We start from the raw sequence: 23,350 nt of genomic DNA, 5'->3' as shown, positions 1-23,350 counted from the left end.
ACCGCGGCATCGAGAAAGGATGAGTTATGACCATTGAGCGTACCACGCATCCATATATTATACGCAATACCGCCATTTATGCCGGCGAGCCAATTATTGAGGGAACACGCACAACCGTTCGCCATGTCATTCTGCTGTTTCAAAGTGGACAGGATCCAGAGGAGATCGCTGATAGTCAGCATTTGAGCCTGGCCCAGGTCTATGACGCCATCAGTTATTTTTATGATCACGAAGAAGAGATTCGGCACTACATTTCACATGGCGAATAGTGGACAGATGAAGGGCCGTGATAGCCTGTACCCGTTCACATATTTGCGTGCGCCACTTCTATGTTATACACTATACTCTGTATAGTAGCGTAAAAATGGTAGGGGGCCTGTTACAAGGGGAGGGGCAACGCTACATCGCTCGATCTTCCACATCGTTTACTTATCCATGTTCATTGTCTGCGTCAGGCACATCTCTCAAAGAGAGTAGCTTATAGTCCCTGGATACCAACAGGGTTGTACGCGTTGTGTGCCTGCATGGGAAGGCAAAGGGGCCTGTCGAAGACACCGATTGTCTGCTGGTTTAGATCTGTCTGTCTCCGTTTCTTGCGACGTCACGGTGTTAACTAGTAGCACATATCCCCGAACTACAGGTAGTTAGACGAGTTGCAAAAGGAGGACTTGCGGATGAAACAACAGCAATATGTCGATCTGCTGGTTGATGCCCTCCTGGATGAGGGTTTTACATTGGATGAATCATTAAAGTTGATTCAATTGCAGGAAAAGTATGAAGAGCAGATACTAATTGAAGAAACAAATCATCACCGTTTTGTACGCTGGTTAGTGGAACACGGGCGTTTGAGTGATTGGTAACAACTTGCGACGAGTTTTAGGCATGTTGTACAATAAAAAGAGCGGAGCAGATGGGACGGCGTGGCTATGCTACGCCGTCCTTCCTTCATAATTTCTTCTTTAAATTGAATAACGTTAAACTTTTTTTGTTGGTCTGTGAAGGCAACCGGGAGAGTTGCCTTTGGCAAGGGAGGCCTCTATGAAAGCGGTTGTAATGGCCGGGGGAGAAGGATCGAGGCTACGACCATTGACGATTCAACGTCCCAAGCCTATGGTACCGATTGCTGGGAAACCAGTAATGGAGCATATTCTGAATCTGTTGAAGCGTCATGGTATTACCGAGGTCGTTGTTACTGTTCAGTATCTGGCGAGCAATATAGAAGACTACTTTGGAAACGGTTCTCAGTTTGGTATGCGCATCACCTATTCGCGTGAGAATGAGCCGCTGGGAACCGCTGGTAGTGTGAAGAACGCCGAGGACCAGTTAACAGAGCCGTTTCTGGTGATCAGTGGCGATGCCTTGACTGATTACGACCTGGCGGAAGTCATTAAGTACCACAACGAGAAAAAGTCTCTGGCAACGCTCCTGCTTGCGCATGTGCACAATCCCCTTGAATACGGTGTCATCATTACCAATGAGGACGGGCACATTACCCAGTTTCTGGAGAAGCCAAGTTGGGGCGAGGTCTTTAGCGATACAATCAATACGGGCATCTATGTGCTCGACCCCAAGATTTTCACCTACTTCGAGAAGAATAAGCAGTTTGACTTTAGCCAGGAACTCTTCCCCATGATGCTCAAGCAGGGCGATCCCATTTATGGATACGTTGCCCCCAAGGGCTACTGGTGCGATGTCGGTAACCTGAGCGAATATATGCGCGCGAACGCGGAAGCCTTGCAAGGCCTGGTTGACATCGATATTCCCGCGAAAAATATTGGCGGCAATATCTGGTGTGAGGAGGGGGTCGAGATCGCTTCCGATGCCCAGCTCTATGGACCAATCTACCTGGCTCATGAGTGTAAGGTGAAGCCAGGGGCTATTATTCATGGTCCAAGCACAATTGGGCATTATTCCATCATTGATGAGCGCGCCCAGGTGGATCGCAGCATCGTCTGGAACAATTCCTACATTGGTGAGCGCTCTGAACTGCGTGGCGCCATTGTTGGTTCCTCGACCAGCGTCAAAGGGAAGGCTGTCATGTTTGAGGGGTCGGTCATCGGCGACAACTCAAGCATTCAGGAAGGCGCGATTATTCAGCCAAATGTAAAGATCTGGCCGGATAAAGAGATTGAGGCCGGGGCGGTGATCAATACCAGTATTATCTGGGGATCACAGGGGCGCCGTAGCCTCTTTAGCCGCCATGGTGTGACCGGGTTGGTCAATATCGATATTACGCCTGAGTTCGCGACTCGCCTTGGCGCGGCCTATGGCGCGACCCTGCCTCGCGGTTCAGCCGTTGGCCTCAACCGGGACGATCACCGTACTTCGCGTATGATCAAGCGCGGCATCAATGCGGGCCTTCCCTCGGCGGGTGTCGATGTCAATGATATCAACCAGGTTCCTTTGCCAGTGGCGCGCTACTTTATTCGCAACACCGATGCGGTTGGCGGTGTTCACGTTCGGGTCTCACCCTATGATCCACGCGCAGTAGATATCAAGCTTTTCGATCAGAATGGCCTCGATATCAATAAGACGACCGAGCGCAAGATTGAGAATCTCTTCTTCCGCGAGGACTATCGCCGTGTCTACCTGGACGAAATCGGCGCTATTGAGGTTCTCAGCAATGCCGAGGTCACTGGCCGCTACCTTGAGGGCTTTAATAGTATTGTGGATTACGAGGCTGTACGCAAGCGCAAATTCCAGCTCGTGGTGGATTACGCGCATAGTAGCACTATACAACTCTTGCCCCAGATTTTCAATAAACTGGGCTGTGAAGTAATCGTGCTCAATACCACCACCGATGATTCGAGCACCGGTCCCGTGGATGACGAGGGACGTAGTATGCAGCGTCTGGCTGCTGTAACCTCGGCCCTGAACACGGACATGGGCATTCGTATTGACGCGGGTGGTGAGCGTATCTCGCTCGTCGATGATCGCGGTCGCGTGCTGGATGGGATGAAGATGCTGGCGGTGATGGCCAGTCTCTACCTGCGCGCACATCGCGGTGGAACGGTTGCCGTACCTGTGACGGCACCCAGCGCCTTGCAGCATATTGCCAAGCGTTATGATGGCTACATTCAGCACACCAAGGTGCTCTCACACGCTTTGATGACGGCGGCCAGCCGTGAGGGTGTGGTGATGGTTGGTGATGGCCGGGGCGGATTTGTCTTCCCTGCGCTTCAGCCTGCCTTTGATGGTATGCTGGCGATTGCCAAGCTGCTCGAACTGCTCTCCACCTTTGATATGCGCCTCTCCGAGGTCGTAGATGATCTGCCGTCGTACTACATGAGCACGACGCACGTCACCTGTCCCTGGGAGCATAAGGGCAAGGTCATGCGTATCTTGAGCGAGCAGTATCGTGAGCGCCGCGCCAAGCCCATTGATGGCATTAAGATCGACCTGGGAAGTGAGTGGGTCCTGGTCTTGCCGGACGCGGATAACCCCCTCTTCCATGTTGTTGCCGAGTCGGTCTCATCTGAGCAGGCTCAGGCCCTGGCGGAAAAATATGCGCGGGTCGTCACTGGTCTTCAGCAGTAGCCATACAGGTTTTGGCAGAGGTTATCATGAGGGGCTGTTCTACCGCTTCAGGGGAGAATGGCTCCTTCTGTTTTTATGCAAGGAGTTTCGCAGGCAATGGCAAAGGGAGTTCGTACCCAGGCGATGCGTGCCCTGGACGCAAAAAAAGTTGCTTACACTGTACATACCTTCGATGACAGCATTCGAGACGCCCAGCAGGTGGCGCAAACGCTGGGCCTGCCGCCTGAGCAAGTATTTAAGACGCTGGTATTGCTGCGCGAAGACGACTTACTGGGGCGCCCATTCCTGCTCATGGTGCCAGCCAATTGCGAGGTTGACCTACGCCTGGTGGCACGAGAACTGGACCTCAAGGGGGTGCGCATGGCCAGCCATATGCAGGCCGAGAAACTGACGGGTCTGAAGGTTGGGGGTATCTCGGCCCTGGCTCTACTGCAAAAGCCGTTTCCGGTCTATCTTGATCGTAGCGCACAGGCGTTTGAGGAAATTCTTGTCAGTGGTGGGCAGCGCGGAGTTGATCTACAACTCCGCGTCGCGGACCTGCTCCAGGTCACTGGTGCACAATGGCTCAATGCCACGCAGTAAACGGCGCGGCGCTGCTCAAGCACGTGCCTACATATGATGGTATGCTGGGCGTCGTGACCGGCGCGGCGCTGCTCAAGTACGCGCTTACATATCATAGCATGGAGCATCTCGTATCATTATATGTAGACGCGTGCTTGAGCAGCGTTGGGCCATGCTCGCATTCTAATAGGCTCCGGTGTGCGAGCCTGTGGTGCCAGTGTAGGCCAGTATCTTGCCACGGACGAGGCGCCCGACCGCTTGAATGGTCTCGTCGATATCCTGCTCGGTAATGCCCAGGTGCGTGACGGCGCGTACTAGCATGGGACCCATGGCGCTAAAGCGAATGCCCACCTCCTGTTTGACCAGTGCCACAAACTGGGCCGCGTCAAGCCCTGTCTCAGTCACATCGAAGAGCACAATATTGGTCTCGACCTCTTTGGGATTTAAGAAGAGCCTGGGCAGTTTCGCCAGGCCACGCGCCAGGCGCTGGGCGTTCTGGTGGTCCTCTGCCAGGCGCTCGACATGGTGTTCTAGAGCATAGACACCCGCGGCCGCGATGATTCCCGCCTGGCGCATAGCCCCTCCAAAGAGTTGCTTATAGCGCCATGCCTCGTTGATGAACTCGTGGGAGCCAGCCAGCACACCGCCTACAGGGGCACCCAGTCCCTTGCTCAGGTCGATCCAGAGGCTATCAAATGCGCGTGCGTATTCATGGGCGGGAATGCCAGTGGCCACAACCGCGTTGAGCAGGCGGGCGCCATCCATATGCGTTGCTAACCCATGCTGGTGTGCGCTCTCGCAGACCTCGCGGATGGTTTCGAGCGGCCAGCAACGGCCGCCGCCGAGGTTCGCCGTCTGCTCGACGGAGATGAGGCGGCTGCGTGGATTATAGCGATCTTGTTTGCGCAGCCCCTCCTCCAGTTGTTGCGCGCTAAAGACGCCGCGCTCACCCTCCAGGGGGCGAACAAGAATGCCTTTCAGGGGGGTGGGGCCGCCACTCTCAAAGTGCAGGGGATGGGCGGTCTTATCCATCAGGATCTCGTCGCCGGGCTGGCAGTGAACGGCATAGGCTGCCTGGTTGCACATGGTACCAGAGGGGAGGTAGAGGGCCGCCTCCTTGCCAAGAAGCTGCGCGACCATGTCCTGCAAGCGATGAACCGTGGGATCTTCTCCCAATTGCTCATCGCCTACCTCGGCCTCGCACATATAGCGACGCATCTCAGGCGTGGGTTTCGTCACGGTGTCGCTGTAAAGGTCTATAGTAATAGGCGTGTCCATGAGGTTATGTGTGGCTCCTGAATAGCTTATATATCTGTTCGTCTTACAGAATTTTTACCGTATCTATATTTTTGATTTCTATTTTAAATATATATCACACTGGCGATGCTTAGGAGTCAAGAAAAGGTGGAGAAATAGATCGAAGTGGCTAGTAGCCTCAAAAGTGTGGAGTTGAAAAAGGCAGACGGCCCAGTGTTGGGTCACCTGCCTTTTGCCACTTCTCTGCAAGAGAGGATGTCGCCTTAAACATGTGCCAGAGAGGAGTGTCTGCTGACTTGCGCGAATTGAGGTTGCTGGTTTAATGAGTCCTGGGCCTGCTGCTGTACGCGTAGGAGGTGCGTAATGCCCTCCTGGAGTGAGACTCTGGGCTGCCAGTCAAGGACCTGGCGAGCGCGCGTGTTATCAAGTACGATGGCGGAATCCTCGGCCAGTGCGCCTGAGATGTAGACTGGCTCGATATCACTACCGAGGGCCTGGGCGGCCAGCAGGTATAACTGTTTGAGGGTATAGCCTTCACCACGACTGATGTGCAGCGTCTGGTTATTGCCGCGCGTCAGGACTTGCAGATTCGCCTGCATGACGTCATCAATAGCGATGTGGTCGTGCATGCTCTCTCCTGTGCCGCGAATGATGGGGCGCCGTCCCTCACTGAGCATATGCAGGAAATAATTGAGCGGGTGTGGATTATTGACTTTCCCATTGCCGCCATAGACATCGGCGTAGCGGAGAATGGTGTGAGTTAAGCCGTGCTGCTGGCCATAGTAACGAACATACCATTCTCCCGCGGCCCGGCTAATATCGGCGGGTTGGCGTGGTTGTAGCGGGGTCTCCTCGCTGAGCGGGAGGTGCTCCTCGCCGACTGGTCCATAGAGCGTATTGCCGCCCGAGGCGAAGATAAACTTGCGTACAGAGGCATTCACACAGCTGTCGAGCACATGCAGCAGCCCGCGAATGTGGGTATCTGCGTCCAGAAGCGATTGTGCCAGTGGCACTTCATACAGATGTTGATTGACGTGATGACTGACCACATCGGGGCGCTCGTTCGCTAAAATAGCGCGGAGTTTTTCGTCGCGAATATCTATTTGATAAAAGCGGGCGCGCGGGTCAACCGCGTTTACTGAACCATTGTTAAGATTATCAATGACAATAACATCATGTCCAGCATCAAGATATGCTGTTGTAAGATGGCTACCTAAAAATCCTGCTCCACCCGTGATTGCAATTTTCATAGAAAAAGATCCCTTCTCCTCCTGAGACATTGAAGTATTGCCTACCACTTGTAGCGTTGGTATGATAACGCTCTCCCTGTATTCAGTGTATCCCTTGTATGTATAGACTAAATTCAATAGGTGCTCTTAAAATGGATCTATCACTGGTCGATTGGTATGGAGAAAAATTACATTGTGGATAGAGAGCGGCGAAAGGCGGGTTGATCTTGTTGAGGTAATGTGGGAGAAAAAAGAAGAACGGAGGCATCAACTATGCCTCCGTTGCGTGTTGTTCGGCATGGGTAAATGTGTGGATTAAATGCGATGACGTACTAACGACATTACTCGATAGGCACTGAGCTGTTAAGCAGTTGATCGAGCGTTGATTTCTTGATGCGGTATGCCTGGCGTTTCCCACGATGGGGCAGGGTGATCGCTTCTAACGCTCCACTCTTGATCCAACGGCGCACTGTTGTGTCGTCTACACGCAGGCGGCGAGCTACTTCGCGAACGGTCAACAGCTCTTCTCTTGCGTCTTCTACCATTATGCCATCTCCTATGTTAATCTGGCGCGCTCCTTCAGCGAGTGCACTACTTTTCTGAAAAACGCCTTTGTTTTCCTCAAGCCCTCCGCCAGGAGGCTGATGGTGGGTATTACCATCAAGGGCTGTCAAACATCGCTGCACTGACAGTTGCTGTAAGAGTCCTAGCATGGTACTCTATTGTTTTCAAGTTGTCTGTCTCTCTCCTTGCGTAACTGACGACGCAACGAAACTACATACAACACTGCCTGCCAGCTAACTATACTATACATATTGGCGCAAACCCAGTAAAATACAGCAGTAGCACACTGGCACCATAAGAAGTATGCCGGGCCTGCTTCAAAAGTCTCTATCCCCTAGAAGCTGGCTTGTTTGGCTGGTTTGGCGCGAATATATGGCACAAAACAAAAACGGCTCTTTCCAGTTTCGCGCCTGTAAGAAAGAATAGTTAGAGAGGCAACAAACGATGTTGAGAGAGTTGGGGTCCTCAAGATGACACAAGCAAACAAGCGAAAGAAGCTCGTACTGATCGATGGCCACGCCATTATTCACCGCGCCTTTCACGCGGTGCCTGAAGATCTTTCCACGAGTAGCGGCGAGCCAGTCAATGCGACCTTTGGCTTCACCTCGATGCTGATGAAGGCATTATTGGAGGAGCGACCAGACTATATAGCGGTGACCTTTGACCGTCCGACGCCGACGTTTCGGCATGAGCAATACGCACCGTATAAGGCGCATCGGCCAACGCTCCCCGATAATATGCGCCCTCAATTTTCGCGTATTCGTGAGGTGGTGCAGGCCTTTGGCATTGAGATCTACGAAAAAGATGGCTATGAGGCCGACGATGTGCTGGGAACCCTCTCCGTGCAGGCGAAGGCGCAGGGAGTTGATACCATTATCTACACCGGGGATATGGATACTCTGCAACTGGTCAATGAACAGGTGTTAGTGAAGGTTGCCAAGCGCGGTATTTCTGAAGTCGTGGAGTACGATGAGAAGGAAGTCCAGGCGCGTTATGGCTTCGCTCCTCACCAGTTGATCGACTATAAGGGCCTGGTTGGTGACAAGTCAGATAATATTCCAGGTGTGGCGGGAATCGGCGCCAAGACGGCTACGCGCTTGATTGTTGAGTATGGCAACCTGGAAAATATTCTCGCCCATGCCAGTGAGCTGAAGCCCAAGGAGCAGAAATTATTGCAGGAGGGCGAGGAGCAGGGGCGCCAGAGCAAGTTTCTGGCGACCATCGTGCTCGATGCGCCCGTCTCTCTGGACCTTGAAGCGTGCCGCATGACGCATGTGGACAGCGAGCGTATCTTAACCCTCTTTCGCCAACTTGAGTTTCGCAACCAGGTTGAGCGCGTCTTCGCGCTCTTCCGTCAGCTAGGCGTCAGTGTGACCTCTGAGGGTGATTCGAGGCTTCAGCCGCTTGAAGAGCTGGATGCGCGCTCCGCCAGTGAGTCCACTGCTGGAGATGAGCGTGAGCGCCTGCTTTTAGCACCACCGCTGGGTATCGTCCCCATCTTGCCTCTGCCGCAACCACCGGGGCGTGAGGAGGTAGCTCCCGAGTATGTAGCCACAGCGCCTGCCTCTACGGGGGAAGCCAGGGTTGCGACAGAGCCAAGAGCACTTCCTGAGACTCAGGAGGAGCAGCAGGATGGCCCCATGCAGTTAAGCCTCTTCGATACGCCAGAGCCGCGTGCGGAGGTTGCGCGCAAGTTGCGCCTACCAGGACCTGCATTGGTCGAGACCTCGCTCTTCTTTGAAGAAAGCAATGTGCAGTCGCCGACGAGCACCATGATCATTAACTCTGAGGAAGGGTTAGATGTACTGGTGAAGAGTTTGCGTGACGCGGGCCACTTTGCCTTTGATACTGAGACAACCTCTGAGGATCAGCGCAAGGCCGACCTGGTTGGCCTGTCGTTTGCGATGGCCCCTGGCGAGGCGTACTATATTCCCGTTGGGCATACCACCACCGTCGATGGGCAGGAACCAGGAACTCAGTTGCCGTTGTCGCATGTTCTAGTGCAGCTCAAGCCCATCTTTGAAGATGCAAGCATTGGCAAGTACATGCATAACGCGAAGTATGATATAGCCGTCATGCTGCGTTACGGCATCCAGGTGGAGGGACTCAGCTTTGATAGCATGCTCGCCGCCTACCTGATTGAGCCTGGACGCCGTGGTCTGGGCCTGAAAGAACAAGCCTTTCAACGCCTGAGCATTCTCATGACACCCATCACGGAGCTGATCGGCAGTGGCAGTAAGATAATTAGTATGGCGCAGGTTCCCATTCGCCGTGCCGCTGACTACGCGGGTAGCGATGCCGATATGACTTTGCGCCTGGTTGTTCCCTTGCATAAAGATCTGCAAAAGCATAATTTGCTCGATCTGTTCTATCGTCTTGAGATGCCTTTGATCAAGGTGCTGATGCAGATGGAACTCTATGGTGTCGCGCTTGATGCCGAGTTTTTGCACGAGTTTGGCGAACAGCTAAATGAGCAACTACGGAAGGCTGAGCAGACCATCTATGATGCAGTGGGACATCACTTTAACGTCAACTCGCCTAAGCAACTGGGCGAAGTGCTCTTTGTCGAATTGAAGCTGCCCGCGGGAAAGAAGACCAAGACTGGCTATTCTGTGAGCGCGGACGTGATCGAGAACTTGCGTGGCATGCACCCTGCTATTGATTCATTGCTGGAGTACCGCCAGCTCAGCAAGCTCAAGTCGACCTACATTGATGGTTTGCAGACCCTGATGGATCGCCAGACGGGGCGTGTCTATACCTCGTTCAACCAGACGATTGCCTCCAGTGGGCGCCTCTCCTCCAGTAATCCAAACCTGCAAAATATTCCCGTGCGTACTGAGCTTGGCCGCCAGATTCGGCGCGCCTTTATTGCGGATCCCAGCTATGTCCTGCTGACAGCTGACTATTCGCAGATCGAACTGCGCATTCTGGCTAACATTACAAATGAGCCCCGGTTGGTGGAGGCCTTTAACCAGGGCGAGGACATTCATACCATTACTGCGGCCTCCCTCTTTAGTGTGCCAGTGGAGGAGGTGACCCGAGATCAGCGGCGTCTGGCGAAAACGGTGGTGTATGCCGTGCTCTATGGGCAGTCGGCCTATGGTCTCTCCCAGGTAACGGGGATGCGTCCCGGCGATGCGGCTGACTTTATTAAGCGCTATCATGAGACCTTCCCCAATATCAAGGTCTACGTGGAGAGTACGCTGGAGCAGGCGCGCCGGCAGGGGTATGTCAATACCTGCTTTGGGCGCAAGCGTTTTATCCCGGATATGCGTGTGCTCTCGCATGTCGAGCGCCAGGCGCTGGAGCGTGAGGCAGTCAACATGCCTATACAGGGGTCGAACGCCGACCTGATTAAGGTTGCCATGTTGCGCTTGCAGCATGCCTTCCTGCAAAATGGCATGAAGACACGTATGATCTTGCAGGTGCATGACGAGCTTGTCTTTGAGGTGCCCGTCGAGGAGTTGGAGCGCGCGAAGCGGATCGTGAAGGCGGTTATGGAAGGGATTGGAGCGTTATTGGTGCCTCAGAAGGTGCCGATAAAAGTAGATATGAAGTCTGGAAAGAACTGGTTTGCCGCCGAACCTGTGGTATAACAGAGAGAAAAGATCCATCCTACGAGGAGTACATTTTGGTACAGCTATCTCATCTTATTGAAAACTTGCCGCCGTTTCACTTTGCTGATGCAAAGCGTCGTATCGCGGAGAAGACCGCGCAGGGCGTGGATGTCGTCAATCTCTCGGTAGGCGATCCTGACCTCCCGGCTCCTCCCCAGGTCGTTGAGCGCCTTTGTGCCGAGATGCGCGTGGCGGAGAACCATCGCTATCCCGAGTATCGGGGTATGCAGGAGCTACACGAGGCCATCGCCAACTGGTTCCAGCGTCGCTTTGGCGTGGAACTGGAGCCGCAGAAGGAGATTATGCCCCTGATCGGCTCGAAAGAGGGCCTGGTCTATGCCGCCTCCTGTGTGCTTAACGCTGGTGATATCGCACTCGCCCCCGATCCCTACTATCCCGTGTATATCTCGGCGAGCGCGAGCGTCGGCGCGCAGACATATCTGCTGCCTCTGCGGGAGGAAAATGGTTTTCTCCCAGACTTGCAGAGTATCCCGAGCGATGTCCTGGCGAAGGCGAGGCTGCTCTGGCTGAACTATCCTAATAATCCAACCGCCGCCAGTGCCCCACGTTCATTCTTTGAGCAGGCAGTAGCCTTCGCGCGCCAGCATAACCTGGCCATTGTACATGATATGGCCTATGCCGAGGTCTATTATGACAACCACGAGCGCCCGCTCAGCCTGCTCGAAATTCCGGGTGCCAAAGAGGTCACGGTCGAGCTGCACTCCCTCAGCAAGACCTATAACATGGCTGGTTTTCGTATAGGCATGATGGTCGGTAACCCAACGCTGGTAGATGCGGTGGCGCGCTTGAAAAGTAACGTGGATAGCGGCATCTTCCGTCCCGTCCAGTACGCTGCTATTGAAGCGTTAAACCTGCCCGAAGACTGGATTCTGGAGCGCAACGTCATTTATAAGCGGCGTCGCGATGCGCTGGTGCAGGGGTGGAATGCGCTTGGTTTGCGTGCCCCACTCAATCAAGCGGGCCTGTATGTCTGGGCGAGTGTGCCTCAGGGCTTTACCTCGAAACAATTTGCGGACTGGCTCTTTGAGAAGGCAGGCGTATTCCTGACACCTGGGACGAATTTTGGTCCCTCGGGCGAAGGCTATGTACGTATCTCGCTGACCGCCCCCGAGGAGCGTATCCAACTGGCCCTGGAGCGCATCCAGCGGGCTTTTTCCTCATAGTGCAAGCGTTTTTAGATTTGGAGTGTGCGTAGCCCTGGCAGCCTGTGGCTGCCAGGGCTACGCACACTCCAAATCTATTTCTCTTTTTTCATGAAGGCTGCATAATATTGGTGTTAAAAACGTTTCCAAGAAATCATTCGAGATATTGACAACTGGAGAGGTCTCTGGTAGAGTTTCGTTAGAAAGAATGTTCTTCTCTCAAGCAATGAGAGAGGCTCGTCGGCTCGAAGGACGTGTTGTTGGAAAGAGAATTTAATAGTATTGAAAAAGGGACAAAGATGTGTTAAAATGTATATATGGAGCATACATATTCGCCAAAACAATTTGGAAAACTGATTGGAAAATCGGTCAACACCTTGCAGAAATGGGATCGCAAGGGGATTTTGCCCGCGTTTCGTAGCCCCACCAATCGGCGCTACTATACCCATGAGCAATATTTACAGTATCGCGGGCTGATCTCCTCCAAGCAAGGGAACGTGCTGGCGTATGCTCGTGTGTCCTCCCCCTCCCAAAGGAAAGACCTCGCTTTCCAGAAGGAGGCGCTTCGTGCCTACTGCCTGGAACATGGGGTGAACGTCGATGAATGGGTGGAGGATATTGGGTCTGCACTCGACTACCAACGCAAAGGCTTCAATCACGTCGTTGAGCGCATCGAACTCGGGCAGGTTCGCCGTCTGATTATCGCCTCCCAGGACCGCTTTGTCCGCTTTGGCTACGACTGGTTTGAAGCGCTCTGTCAACGTCATGGAACCCAGATCACGGTTCTGGGTGGCGAGTCCTTTTCCCCTGAAGAAGAACTGGTAAGCGATTTGCTTGCCATGGTCACCGCGTTCTCAGCGCGCTTACCCGGCTTACGTTCCCACAAAAACGCGCTTCGGGCGGCTGCTCTGGGAAAGGAGATCAGGGATGATCAAGGCCCACAAGGTACGCCTTAACCCCACACAAGAGCAACAAGGGTATTTTGCCAAAGCCGCGGGAACAGCACGGTTCGTCTGGAATTGGGCGCTGGCCGAGTGGAATCGGCAATATGAAGCTGGGGAGAAACCAACGGCGTTGAAGCTCAAGAAGCAGTTCAATACGATCAGGCGAGAACACTTCCCCTGGACCTGGGAGGTCACGAAGAATGCCTCCGATCAGTCCTTCCTCGATTTGGGGAAGGCGTTTACCGCCTTCTTCGAAGGCAAGGCTCGTCGCCCTCGCTTCAAGAGCAAGAAGCGCAGCAAACCGAGCTTCTACCTTGCCAACGATCAATTCGAGTTGGGAGATCACCGTATGTGGATAGTGCGCCGTGTCAGTGCAGAGAGTAATACCTGTCACAGACAGGAGAGGTCGAGAGTGAAAACCTCTAGGACAAGAGCTAACCCGGAGGGGAAACCCAAAGGCGACTGTAGCATGCTCATAAAGCGAGAAATATCAGAAGGCATGTATGATAGAGTCTCGCAAGTCCTGTGTGCATGAAGCCCCGCTAGGGGGAGAGGCGAAACTGGCCAATTGTTGAACCTACGTTTCCGTGCGATGAAATGCGCATCCATCCCACCATGCCCAAAGGGATGACACTGAGAATACATCATAGGGGATCCAGATGATGGAAACACTCTCTCCAGTGAGCAGCGGGTAATGAACCCGATAGGAAACAAACGGGCACCTAAACACACTCAACGTTCTCTTTGCGCAAAAGCGGGATCGCCTAAAAGACGCGAGTCTCATGGCGACGGAGTTGCCATAGTAGTGCGCCTTTGTGTCACAAATGTCTCTCTTACCCGTCGGGGTAAGCTCACTAGAGCAAGGTGAGTAACACAGCGACTTACTCGCTCTCTTACGAGAGCGGGGACACCTTCACCCGAAAGGCGTGAGGGGAAAATAGCATGTCGTGCAAAATGCTGGTGAAGCTCCAGTCCCAGGAGCCAGAGGGAAGTCAAGTGAAGCTGTATATGGTGAAGTCTTGATTGGCTGAATCCAAGTCACGGCGGAAATGCGGCAGCCCACAGGAACGGGATAATCGCCTGTGTCCAACGTGCAGGGGAACGGTACTATTTTCTCTGCAAGCTCTCGTTGGAGCCAGCCCTCACGGAGAGGGAAATGACGAAATGGGCACCTACGTACAGACTGAGACATTTGATGGAACTGAGGGATTGCCTAAACTCCGTAAGGAGCAGGGTAACGGAGCGGCCATAGGAGTTTCCCCATGTGGGAGACAAAGGGTCGCAGGAGGCCAGACTCAAAAGTGGCGGTTGACATGGATGTGTCATAAGACCGCTATGGGAGCGGTGTTGAAAAGACACGGGCCTCTGGAGAGCTTCATGCATCGAAAGGGTGCACGTTAAGTTCGGAGGGGAGGGGTTGATGCTCCCGAGTAATCGGGACTTGGCCTCTTACCCTACCTCAAAGGCTTGGAGTAATGTCCGAGACATGGGGAAGGGCAACAGGTTATATGGGAGCGGAAAGGCAAGGGACGCGAAATGCGAAGAGCCAAACCTGAAAACTCCCAGAAGCTGGAGAGCCGGATGCTACGGAAACGGGCATGTCCGGTTCGGTGGGGGGCCGAGGGAAAAGGGCTGCCACAAGGCAATACCTCGCCCGCGGCCTACCCAACCCCAAGCTCGGCTGGGTGAATATGGCCGAGAACCTGCGTTTCACCGGCAAGGTGACCGGCGCACGCATCACGAAAACGGCAGATTGGTGGTTTGTGTCCATCCAGGTCGAAATGCCTGCTGCTGCTCCGCAGAAGAAACCAGCCGCTGTTGGTATCGATGTCGGACTCAACCGATTGGCCACCTTGAGTACGGGAGAGGGAGTCGAGAACCAAGCCTTCCTCAAAACGGCGCTCTCAAAGCTGCGTCAGGCCAACAAACGGCTGCACCGTCGCAAACCCGGCAGCAAAAATCGAGAGAAAGCGCGCAGACAGGTGGCACGGCTACACTATCGCATCACCTGCCTGCGAGATGATGTGCTTCACAAGCTGACCATCCGTCTCGCAAACGGTTACGGGATGATTGGCATTGAGGACCTCAATCTCAAAGGATTGCTCAAGAACCGCACGCTTGCTCGTTCCTTCTCAGATGCGGCTTTAGGCAAACTGCTCTCGCTGTTGACGAGCAAAATAGCGCAGCGAGGCGGGCAGGTAATCAAGGTAGACCGCTTCTTTGCTTCCAGTAAGACGTGCCACGGTTGCGGGTGGAAGTGGGAAGACATGGAGCTCTCTGACCGAGTGTTCCTCTGTCAGAACACGGACTGCGCCTACGCTCAATTTGAGCAGGATCGAGATTATAACGCCTCTCTCAATATCTTGCAGGAAGCCCTCCGCTTGATCGGGCTCATTGATCAAGTCGCCACCGGTACTGGCTCGGACGATGGCGTAAACTTGCCTGTGGACGCGGGGTAAGACCAAAAAGGCTCCGGCCTTGAGGCTCCTATGGATGAAACAGGAACAACAAAAGGTGTAGCAGAGCGATGCTTGCATACGTTTTACTACATTAATTGGAGCAGGGGAGGTACAAGGTGCAGTTGGTCGAACGACATCTCATTCGTCATCAGGATGCACGCTTTGCCGTCATTGATCGGGCGGCCTTTGCCTCCAAGAACCTCTATAACCAGGCCAATTACCAGATCCGGCAAGCCTTCATTCACGAGGGAACCTACCTGCCCTACGCTGCCATCTTCCATCGCTTGAAACACCATGAGGCCTATTGTGCCCTGCCTCGAAAGTCAGCAATGCCATCCTCATTCAACTTCACCACAATTGGGGCAGCTTTTTTGCGCGTAATGGAGGCCTACCGCGAAGATCCCTCCGCCATCACGGGACGCCCCAAGATCCCTGGCTATCAAGACAAGACCAAGGGCCGTTTCCTGCTCATCTACGAGAAAAAAGCCCTGGGCAAGAGGGTATTCAAGCGCACGGGCAAGCTGGTCCCATCAGGACTTCCCATCGAGATCGCGACTCAAATCACCTGGGAGGCCATTGCGCAGGTTCGCATCGTTCCACGCGCTGACGGCTACATGCTGGAGGTCGTCTATGAGCAGGAGATCCAACCGGCTGCGGTCACCTCACAGCTTCGAGTAGCCGTAGATGTGGGTGTCAATGTGCTCGCAGCCATCACCAGCGACAAACCTGGTTTTGTGCCTCGTCTGGTGAGTGGCAAACCCCTCAAAAGCCTCAATCAGTGCTACGTGCGATCCGTTCAGCCGAAACTTGCTGGATAAGTAAGGGGAAGGCTGGCAAGACATTGATCAATGTCTTGATAACTGATTATCTGACGTGAGGTGCAATTCCTCACCTGTGAAGTGAGCACGGAAAGACGATGCCCTACGGTAGCGACTGGTCCTCAATCCGTAAAGCGGGTATCCAGGAGAGGAAACTGCTAGTCTGAAGCAGACCCATCTCCGAGTCAGGCGGCTATAGTTAGCAGTTCATTCAACAGAATGAATAACGCGAATGTGCAACGGAACCATCGTTAGGTTGAACAAGTCAAACAGGCTGATAGACTTGACCAAAAGGTAAGGTACCAATCTGCGAAACAATGGAGAAAGTGAAAGGGTAGTGTAGTGATACCCTGCCTCACTCACTAGCGTACCCGGTGGATAGCACAAACCTACGGCAGCGCAAAACAGATAATCGGAACGGAGTAACTCGAAGGTACGCTCTCATTGGAGGTCGATACGATGAGCAGGAAACCATCCGCAAGCTGCCTCCGAGAAGGATTGCCTAAAAAGCCAATGCCTGGGGTAATGCCCAGGATATGCTGACGTAGGCACGGTAACATGGAATGAAGAGAAACGAGTAGTATGGTGAAAACGAAGGCACCCAAGATCAAGCTACCACCTGACCCTGAGAGTGAAAGTTGGAACAAGCTGCCCTGGCGCAAGCTCGAGCAGCATGTTTACCGCCTACAAAAGCGCATCTTCAAAGCCGAGAGCCGTGGCAACACAAGAGCAGTCCACAAACTACAGAAACTTCTGATGAAATCCAGAGCGACAAGGCTTTTAGCGGTTCGACGAGTGACCCAAGACAACCAGGGAAAACGCACAGCAGGCATTGACGGAGTAAAATCAGTCAAACCGGCCCAGCGTTTCACTCTGGCTGAACAAATCCACCCCAAGCAATGGTCTCAATACAAACCCCAACCAGTGCGAAGGATCTATATTCCCAAGCCTGGAAAGGATGAGAAAAGACCCTTGGGGATTCCCATCATGCGAGATCGCTCGCACCAGTGCCTCGTAAAGTTCGCTTTAGAGCCACAATGGGAAGCCAAATTTGAACCCAATAGCTTTGGTTTCCGCCCTGGACGTTCCTGTCATGATGCAATTCAAACCATTCACACCAATATCTGCACACAGGCAAAGTATGTCCTGGATGCCGATATTAAAGGAGCATTTGATCATATTGATCATCAGGCACTTCTCGCCAAACTCGACACCTATCCCGCAGTAAGGCTGCTTGTGAAAGCTTGGCTCAAAGCGGGAATCATTGATAATGGCATATTTGACGAGACCCGGAAAGGAACCCCGCAGGGGGGAGTCATCTCACCATTACTTATGAATATCGCGCTTCATGGTATGGAAACGGACTTGATAGCGGCCTACCGGTGGAAGGAGGGACGACCCAAATTTGTCCGCTACGCCGATGATCTGGTGGTTTTCCATCCCAAGCTCGAAGGCGTCGAAAAAGCAAAAGAAATCCTTTCGGAATGGTTACAGCGCATTGGACTAGAACTCAAGCCGAGCAAGACACGGATCACGCACACCTTGATGGAATATCAGGGAAAAACGGGATTTGATTTCCTTGGTTTCACCATACGCCAGTATCCGATGGGGAAAACACACATCGGAAAGCGGCCTAATGGTCAACCACTTGGCTTCAAGACACTCATCAGACCCAGTAAGGAAGCGATTGCGCACCATGTGAAAGAAACGCATCGTCTGGTAGCAGAGCACCGGAGCATGAAACAGGAAAAGCTCATTAAAGAGTTGAACCCGGTCATTTACGGATGGGCAAACTACTACCGAAGCATCTGTGCAAGAAGGGCATTCAAGCACTGCGACATGGTACTTTTTCGACAATTGGAAAGATGGGCGAATCGCAGGCACCCAAACAAAAATCGACACTGGATTATGCAAAAGTATTGGAAAGTGGATGAAGGAAAGGGATGGATCTTCCGAACCCCCGACCTACAACTACGAAACCACCAACAAACATACATCCGGCGTCATGTAAAAGTGAAAGGAACTGCCAGCCCATATGACGGAAATCTTCTTTACTGGAGCCAGCGACTCAAGAAACACCCGCTTCTTAACGGAGTTAAAGCAAAACTTTTACAGAAGCAAGAGGGAAAATGCCGTTGGTGTGGACTGTACTTCAAAGATGAAGACCTCATAGAGATCGATCACATTACCCCGAAAAGTGAAGGAGGCGGAGAGGAATTGAGCAACAAGTTCGCTCTCCATCGTCATTGCCACGACGAGCGCCACTCGAAAAAGGCCAACGGTACCTACGACAAAGGCCATGTTACTGAGGAGCCGTGTGACGGGAAACTGTCAAGCACGGTTTTGAAGACGAGTAGGAGTGGTGACACTCATGCTTAGTTTTAACAACAAACACCGGGCCAAGCAGCAGCAACGCCTCGTGCATGAGAACCGATACACCTCGCGCCAGTTGGATCGTGTATGTTGCTGGACGTTGCGGTTTGAAGCGTGCTAAACTTCCATAGGATGCAAAAAATTTCACTTTACTCGAGCAACTTGTATTACATGCTATATATTTCTATATGCTTTTTGTTTATTCGCGCTATATATCAATACCATAGGGAGAGTACACACATACACGCTTGTGGGTAAGTAAGGAGCGTTGACTAATGATTCTGGATCATAAATCTGTTGAGGCTTCTCAACAGCAGGGACCAGATGCATGGCATCTGCGTGTTGGGCACGATATTTGTGGTGATGTACAGCAGGCGCTTAATCATGAGTGGTTGGTGACTAATGGTCTGGGAGGGTACGCAGCCGGTTCGATTTGCGGCGCAACGACCCGCAGCTATCATGGTTTGCTCGTGGCTGCGCTTCAGCCGCCCGTGGCGCGCACTGTTTTTGTAAGCAAGGTCGATGAAGAGATCACATTGCCAGGCGGCGAGGTGCTCAAACTAGGCGTTAACGAGTATCACGACAAGGTGGTTGATCCTCAAGGGTATCAGTATTTGCAAGAAGTGGTGCTGGATGGAGATGTTCCTTGTTTCCGTTATCGTCTCACGGAGCAGTTGGAACTGGTCAAGCGTGTCTGGATGGAGTATGGGCAGAATACAACCTACATTCAGTACACCCTTGAAGGAGCGGGCAGTGAGATAGCTGATGAGAGCCTGACGCTGACACTGGTGCCGTTTTGTCTCTCGCGTGACTATCACGCTTCGACGCAAGGCTCCGACGATTGGCATTTTATTGTGGATAGCCAGCATAATCGCTGTCGTATTCGTGCCTATAATGAGGCGCCAGTCTATCACCTGGTCGCGGGCCCTTCGGCATTTTTCTCTCCCACGGGCCTCTGGTACTGGCGTGTGTTGCATCGGCGGGAGAGCGAGCGTGGTATGCTGGATCAGGAAGATGTATATCAGCCAGGAATTTTCCGCATGCCCATTACGACGGGTATGCGCGTTACCTTTGTCCTGAGTGCCGAGCAGAATCTTCCCTCTGACTTGGGCGGACCACGCCATGAAGAACTGGTCACGGCGGCGCTGGTTCGCCACCAGCGCCGTGTGCGCCAGCTTCTCTCCGTGGCTGAGCGCACCGTGGATAACCTGGAAGAGCGCGATCCAGTGCGGGCGCGTCTGGTTGTGGCCGCCGATCAGTTTATTGTTGCGCGCCCAAATTATGCGCAGGCAAAGGTCTCCCGCCAACCATTGCGCCTCGCTCCAGATCGCAAGACGATCATCGCGGGCTACCCCTGGTTTACAGATTGGGGACGCGATAGCATGATTTCACTGCCTGGCTTGTTGCTGGCAACCGGTCGGTATAGCGAGGCTCGTGGATTGCTCAAGGCCTTTGCCTCCTACACACATGAGGGCTTGATCCCCAATAGTTTCCCCGATCAAGGCGAGCACCCCGCGTACAATACCATGGATGCCACCCTCTGGATGTTTCACGCGCTTGGGTTGTACCTACAAGCCACCGATGACTGGTCACTCCTCAAGGAGCTTTTCCCAGTACTTCAAGAGATTATTGTCCACCATGAGCAGGGAACGCTCTTCAATATTGGGATGGATGCGATAGATGGTCTCCTGCATGGAGGAACGGACGGGGTTCAGCTCACCTGGATGGACGCGAAGGTTGATGGTTGGGTCGTCACGCCGCGACGAGGCAAGCCAGTAGAGATAAACGCGCTCTGGTATGCCACCTTAACGAAGATGGAGGCCTGGGCCGTGCGCCTCTCGACGGATGCCTCGCACTATAGTCAATTGCGTACCCTGGTGCGACAGCATTTTGCCAGGCGTTTCTGGTATGCAGAGGGTGGCTATCTCTACGACGTGGTCGATGTTGATGGGAACGCGGGCCAGACGGATGCTTCGCTTCGCCCCAATCAGTTATTCGCGGTCTCCCTCTGCCGGGACCTGCTTTCGGGGGCGCAATGCGCCAGCATCTTGCAGCAAGTTGAGCAGCATTTGCTTACCCCTTTGGGGCTACGCTCGCTCAGTCCAACCGATCCCGCGTATCATCAGCACTTTAGCGGAAATCGCTGGCAGCGTGATAGCGCATACCACCAGGGAACTGTCTGGCAGTGGTTGCTTGGTCCCTTTATCGATGTGCATTTTCGTGTGCATAAGGATCGAGACCAGTTGCGTAGCTTGCTCTTGACTGCTCTGGACCAACTCTGGCAGAATTGTCTAGGGACCATTAGTGAGGTAGCTGAACCAGAACCACCCTATGTCGTGGGCGGGTGTGTGGCCCAGGCCTGGAGCGTGGCGGAGTTCTTGCGTTGCTGGCTACTCTTGCAAGAAAAGTAGCCCGGGACTTCCCGGACAGGGACTTCTGGCAGGAGGCTCCTGGCTTTTCATGTTCTTCTAATGTCTCCAGTTTATAGTGTAGATATCGTGTTGGCTACCTATGCCGCAGGAGTCGTGGTGGAGGTAACCAACATGATGCGGCTTTCAACGTACGAGGTACGGTTTTATGCGTATCCTGATTATAGAGGATGATCCCCGTCTGGGTCCGAGTTTGAAGAAGGGCCTCGAAGGTAGCCATCATGCGGTCGATTTGTTAGCCGATGGCGAAGATGCGGTGTTTATGGCTACCTCCATTCCTTATGACCTGGTCATACTCGATATCCTGCTTCCCGGTTTAAGTGGTTTTGAAGTCTGCCGTCAGTTGCGTGAACAGGGCAAGACGATGCCTATTTTGTTGCTGACCGCGCTGGGCGAGGTGGAGCATCGCGTCAAAGGGTTAGACCTGGGGGCAGATGATTATCTCACCAAGCCCTTTGCATTTAGCGAGCTTGAGGCGCGTGTACGAGCCCTTCTGCGCCGAGGTGGACCCGTCTCATCTGCAACATTACAATTTATGGATATTACGCTTGATACCAGGACGCACGAGGTCAAACGCGCAGAGCGTCTGATTCCCCTGGGAAACAAAGAGTATGCTCTCCTTGAGTTTTTTATGCGCCATCCGCACCAGGTGTTGAGTAGATCGATGATTGTCGAGCATGTCTGGGATGGCGACACCGAACATCTCTCCAATGTTATTGATGTCTATATTCGCTATCTCCGGCGCAAGCTCTGCAATGAGAATGAACCAAACGTCATTCAGACGATACGTGGCTCTGGTTATCAGCTCAAGGAACCATTATAATATGCGAATGCGTCGGCCACAGCTCTTTCCCCCCGGACTGCGTGTACAATTGACTCTCTGGTATATTGCCGTTTCCGCTACGCTGGTGATTTTGTGTGCTACGGCCTTCTATATGATAGTCAAGATTCAATTGGAGACGAATTTTGATACCGCGTTGCGCCTGCGAACACAACAAATCGCTCAGGCATTGGTCGTCTCACAAGGACGCATGAATACCTCGGATATTGCGGGGCAGATGTCGCAGTTAGGCGCAACCGCTGCCTATATCGATACGCATCCTGGCCAGAGTAAGCGCACTTTTCAACAGGAGAAAGACGTTTCGCCAGGCGATTTCTTTGTGCGCGTATTAGATGCGCACGCACAGACACTCTATGCGACCACAGATATGCGTCAACTGGCGTTAAATGCGACAAGTGTCCATGATCCGCTTCACGGAGTCCCCTGGCGTGGAACTGTTTATGATGCCGATGGTCGCCAGGTGCGGGTGTACTGTACGATGCTCGTCTGGCAGAACCAGATCATTGGCGTTATTCAGGTTGGGCAGTCGTTAGAGAGCCTGAATGAGCAGCTACAAACAGTCCTGTATATCCTCATTGGTATCTGTTCAGTCTTATTACTTGTGTGTGGCCTCTGTAGCTACTGGTTCTCGGCGCGAGCATTTAGGCCGATTCATCATCTTGCGCGGACCGCGCGTATGATCAATGCCCAGGATCTACAGAAACGTGTGCCTCTACCCCGGGCCAGAGATGAGGTCTATGACCTGGCAGTACTCTTTAACCAGATGATAGGACGTCTTGAACGCGCCTTTGAGCATCAGCGTCGCTTTGTTGCCGATGCCTCGCATGAACTGCGCACACCGGTGGCCGTGATTCGTAATATGACAGAGGTCGCGCTCTCTCGTTCCGAGAAGACGGAAGAGTATATTATGGCCCTGGAGGGCATCAACGAGGAGACCGAGCGCCTGGGAAGGCTTATTAATGATCTTCTGGCCCTGGCGCGTGCCGATGAACAGAAGATGCAACTCGATTATGAGCCTGTGCGCCTGGATTTTCTGGCGGCTGATGCGATTGAGAGCATGGAACCCCTGGCTCAGGAGCGCCAGGTAAGCCTGGCGAGCGGCCTTCTACAGGCGGCTACGGTCATGGGCGATGCCGCGCGCCTGATTCAGATTATTCTGAGCTTGCTTGACAATGCCCTCAAATATACGAATAGTGGTGGAAAGGTGACGGTATCGGTTGAGATATATGAGGACCTGGCACAGTTGCGTGTTCAGGACACCGGCATAGGTATATCACCTGAAGAGAGGCAACATATCTTTGAGCGCTTTTATCGCGCCGATCCCGCGCGTTCAAAGGCGCTTGGCGGTTATGGCCTGGGCCTCTCTATTGTGGAACTGCTAGTGCGTTTGCAGCATGGCACTGTCTCGGTCGAGAGTGAGCCTGGCGAGGGAGCACTGTTTATTATCACCTTCCCGCTGGCCTCAGAGGCTGCCATGACAGGAGAGGGCTTTAGCCTGCCGCAAGCCACGGTTCTTTAGACCGTGGTGAGGCGTGTTCTTGGGCTTGAGCCCTTGCAA

General features: G+C 53.2%; 16 protein-coding genes and 2 pseudogenes. 15 read left to right on the top strand and 3 right to left on the bottom strand.

Going from position 1 to position 23,350, the window contains the following annotated elements; all coding sequences use genetic code 11:
- Positions 1-26 precede the first annotated feature (26 nt).
- The 4 genes from KRAC_RS08795 to KRAC_RS08780 all read left to right on the top strand — a co-directional run bounded on the left by KRAC_RS08795 (position 27) and on the right by KRAC_RS08780 (position 4,119).
- Positions 27-269, top strand: coding sequence for a DUF433 domain-containing protein (locus KRAC_RS08795; RefSeq protein ID WP_007906169.1), 243 nt, complete (start codon positions 27-29; stop codon positions 267-269).
- Positions 270-674: 405 nt separating this feature from the next.
- A complete protein-coding gene (locus KRAC_RS08790; RefSeq protein WP_007906167.1) occupies positions 675-860 on the top strand; it encodes a hypothetical protein in 186 nt (61 codons plus the stop codon).
- A 178-nt stretch (positions 861-1,038) separates the two neighbouring features.
- On the top strand, positions 1,039-3,537 hold the full coding sequence (locus KRAC_RS08785; RefSeq protein WP_007906161.1) for a mannose-1-phosphate guanyltransferase: 2,499 nt from the start codon (positions 1,039-1,041) through the stop codon (positions 3,535-3,537).
- A 96-nt stretch (positions 3,538-3,633) separates the two neighbouring features.
- Positions 3,634-4,119 (top strand): aminoacyl-tRNA deacylase, encoded by a 486-nt coding sequence (locus tag KRAC_RS08780; RefSeq protein WP_007906159.1) that lies wholly within the window; start codon positions 3,634-3,636, stop codon positions 4,117-4,119.
- Positions 4,120-4,281: 162 nt separating this feature from the next.
- Here KRAC_RS08780 and KRAC_RS08775 read toward each other — a convergent pair whose 3' ends face one another.
- From KRAC_RS08775 to KRAC_RS65595, 3 genes are all read right to left on the bottom strand, one after another.
- Positions 4,282-5,376, bottom strand: a complete 1,095-nt coding sequence (locus tag KRAC_RS08775; protein WP_007906157.1) for a threonine aldolase family protein — start codon at positions 5,374-5,376, stop codon at positions 4,282-4,284.
- 242 nt (positions 5,377-5,618) lie between these two features.
- Positions 5,619-6,605 (bottom strand): NAD-dependent epimerase/dehydratase family protein, encoded by a 987-nt coding sequence (locus KRAC_RS08770; protein WP_007906155.1) that lies wholly within the window; start codon positions 6,603-6,605, stop codon positions 5,619-5,621.
- A 320-nt stretch (positions 6,606-6,925) separates the two neighbouring features.
- The gene (locus tag KRAC_RS65595; protein ID WP_007906152.1) at positions 6,926-7,129 is read right to left on the bottom strand and encodes a helix-turn-helix domain-containing protein; all 204 of its coding nucleotides are present in this window, start codon (positions 7,127-7,129) and stop codon (positions 6,926-6,928) included.
- Between the two features lie 489 nt (positions 7,130-7,618).
- Between KRAC_RS65595 and polA the strand changes: the two genes are divergently transcribed.
- The 11 genes and pseudogenes from polA to KRAC_RS08710 all read left to right on the top strand — a co-directional run bounded on the left by polA (position 7,619) and on the right by KRAC_RS08710 (position 23,311).
- A complete protein-coding gene (gene polA, locus KRAC_RS61115) occupies positions 7,619-10,744 on the top strand; it encodes a DNA polymerase I (RefSeq protein WP_007906150.1) in 3,126 nt (1,041 codons plus the stop codon).
- A gap of 35 nt (positions 10,745-10,779) precedes the next feature.
- The gene (locus KRAC_RS08755) at positions 10,780-11,949 is read left to right on the top strand and encodes an LL-diaminopimelate aminotransferase (protein WP_007906148.1); all 1,170 of its coding nucleotides are present in this window, start codon (positions 10,780-10,782) and stop codon (positions 11,947-11,949) included.
- A 296-nt stretch (positions 11,950-12,245) separates the two neighbouring features.
- On the top strand, positions 12,246-12,884 hold the full coding sequence (locus KRAC_RS08750; RefSeq protein WP_007906146.1) for an IS607 family transposase: 639 nt from the start codon (positions 12,246-12,248) through the stop codon (positions 12,882-12,884).
- A pseudogene (locus KRAC_RS08745) lies at positions 12,856-13,230 on the top strand (helix-turn-helix domain-containing protein); the annotation flags it as partial. The gene KRAC_RS08750 and the pseudogene KRAC_RS08745, both read left to right, overlap by 29 nt.
- A gap of 1,312 nt (positions 13,231-14,542) precedes the next feature.
- Positions 14,543-15,331: pseudogene (locus tag KRAC_RS08735) on the top strand (RNA-guided endonuclease InsQ/TnpB family protein); the annotation flags it as partial.
- A gap of 116 nt (positions 15,332-15,447) precedes the next feature.
- Positions 15,448-16,149 (top strand): hypothetical protein, encoded by a 702-nt coding sequence (locus KRAC_RS08730; RefSeq protein WP_007906140.1) that lies wholly within the window; start codon positions 15,448-15,450, stop codon positions 16,147-16,149.
- A 582-nt stretch (positions 16,150-16,731) separates the two neighbouring features.
- Positions 16,732-18,528: a group II intron reverse transcriptase/maturase gene (ltrA, locus tag KRAC_RS08725; protein WP_007906138.1), complete on the top strand. Its 1,797-nt coding sequence runs from the start codon at positions 16,732-16,734 to the stop codon at positions 18,526-18,528.
- The gene (locus KRAC_RS78180; RefSeq protein ID WP_007906136.1) at positions 18,521-18,643 is read left to right on the top strand and encodes a hypothetical protein; all 123 of its coding nucleotides are present in this window, start codon (positions 18,521-18,523) and stop codon (positions 18,641-18,643) included. The genes ltrA and KRAC_RS78180 overlap by 8 nt, the downstream gene beginning before the upstream one ends.
- Positions 18,644-18,797: 154 nt before the next feature.
- The gene (locus KRAC_RS08720; RefSeq protein ID WP_007906134.1) at positions 18,798-20,933 is read left to right on the top strand and encodes an amylo-alpha-1,6-glucosidase; all 2,136 of its coding nucleotides are present in this window, start codon (positions 18,798-18,800) and stop codon (positions 20,931-20,933) included.
- Positions 20,934-21,099: 166 nt separating this feature from the next.
- Entirely contained in the window at positions 21,100-21,774 is a 675-nt protein-coding gene (locus KRAC_RS08715; RefSeq protein ID WP_007906132.1) for a response regulator transcription factor, read from the top strand.
- Between the two features lies 1 nt (position 21,775).
- The gene (locus KRAC_RS08710; RefSeq protein WP_007906130.1) at positions 21,776-23,311 is read left to right on the top strand and encodes a sensor histidine kinase; all 1,536 of its coding nucleotides are present in this window, start codon (positions 21,776-21,778) and stop codon (positions 23,309-23,311) included.
- The last annotated feature ends 39 nt before the right edge of the window (positions 23,312-23,350 follow it).

It is taken from the genome of Ktedonobacter racemifer DSM 44963, from assembly GCF_000178855.1.
GTDB classification, from domain to species: domain Bacteria; phylum Chloroflexota; class Ktedonobacteria; order Ktedonobacterales; family Ktedonobacteraceae; genus Ktedonobacter; species Ktedonobacter racemifer.
Note: the sequence above shows the minus strand (reverse complement) of the source record. Positions and strands in the feature narration are given on the sequence as shown.

Coding starts and splice junctions, on each gene's coding strand:
- KRAC_RS08795 (WP_007906169.1), top strand. CDS start 27: ATGACCATTGAGCGTACCACGCATCCATATATTATACGCAATACCGCC.
- KRAC_RS08790 (WP_007906167.1), top strand. CDS start 675: ATGAAACAACAGCAATATGTCGATCTGCTGGTTGATGCCCTCCTGGAT.
- KRAC_RS08785 (WP_007906161.1), top strand. CDS start 1,039: ATGAAAGCGGTTGTAATGGCCGGGGGAGAAGGATCGAGGCTACGACCA.
- KRAC_RS08780 (WP_007906159.1), top strand. CDS start 3,634: ATGGCAAAGGGAGTTCGTACCCAGGCGATGCGTGCCCTGGACGCAAAA.
- KRAC_RS08775 (WP_007906157.1), bottom strand. CDS start 5,376: ATGGACACGCCTATTACTATAGACCTTTACAGCGACACCGTGACGAAA.
- KRAC_RS08770 (WP_007906155.1), bottom strand. CDS start 6,605: ATGAAAATTGCAATCACGGGTGGAGCAGGATTTTTAGGTAGCCATCTT.
- KRAC_RS65595 (WP_007906152.1), bottom strand. CDS start 7,129: ATGGTAGAAGACGCAAGAGAAGAGCTGTTGACCGTTCGCGAAGTAGCT.
- polA (WP_007906150.1), top strand. CDS start 7,619: ATGACACAAGCAAACAAGCGAAAGAAGCTCGTACTGATCGATGGCCAC.
- KRAC_RS08750 (WP_007906146.1), top strand. CDS start 12,246: ATGGAGCATACATATTCGCCAAAACAATTTGGAAAACTGATTGGAAAA.
- ltrA (WP_007906138.1), top strand. CDS start 16,732: ATGGTGAAAACGAAGGCACCCAAGATCAAGCTACCACCTGACCCTGAG.
- KRAC_RS78180 (WP_007906136.1), top strand. CDS start 18,521: ATGCTTAGTTTTAACAACAAACACCGGGCCAAGCAGCAGCAACGCCTC.
- KRAC_RS08720 (WP_007906134.1), top strand. CDS start 18,798: ATGATTCTGGATCATAAATCTGTTGAGGCTTCTCAACAGCAGGGACCA.
- KRAC_RS08715 (WP_007906132.1), top strand. CDS start 21,100: ATGCGTATCCTGATTATAGAGGATGATCCCCGTCTGGGTCCGAGTTTG.
- KRAC_RS08710 (WP_007906130.1), top strand. CDS start 21,776: ATGCGAATGCGTCGGCCACAGCTCTTTCCCCCCGGACTGCGTGTACAA.